This window comes from Paraburkholderia sp. SIMBA_027, assembly GCF_046535315.1.
In the GTDB taxonomy this organism is placed as follows: Bacteria; Pseudomonadota; Gammaproteobacteria; order Burkholderiales; family Burkholderiaceae; genus Paraburkholderia; species Paraburkholderia tropica.
The window spans coordinates 1-237 of the sequence record NZ_JAWRWY010001579.1; the positions used below are offsets into that span (position 1 = coordinate 1).

A 237-nucleotide genomic window follows, 5' to 3' on the forward strand; every position below is an offset into this window, starting at 1 on the left:
TCTGATCGAAATGGTTCTTTCAAACTTCGAAAATAAAAACTTTCGCGATGAAGATTTTAGAGACTTTATTTTTGAAAACATAGATCACGAAGGAGATGAGAGTGTATATAATTATATTGTTCAATTATTTGATAATAAGGTAATTATAAGTGATATAAATGTAGCTCTTAATAAAGATGAAGCCTTAGATATTTTCATTTCATTTTTAAAGAAAGGAGATACAGAAGCTCTTCTTTA

1 protein-coding gene is annotated in these 237 nt (G+C 26.6%); it reads left to right on the plus strand.

Features of this window, described 5'->3' with window-relative positions; translation table 11 throughout:
- On the plus strand, window positions 1-237 hold a 237-nt coding region (locus SB764_RS44495), incomplete at both ends, for a hypothetical protein (protein ID WP_410867376.1).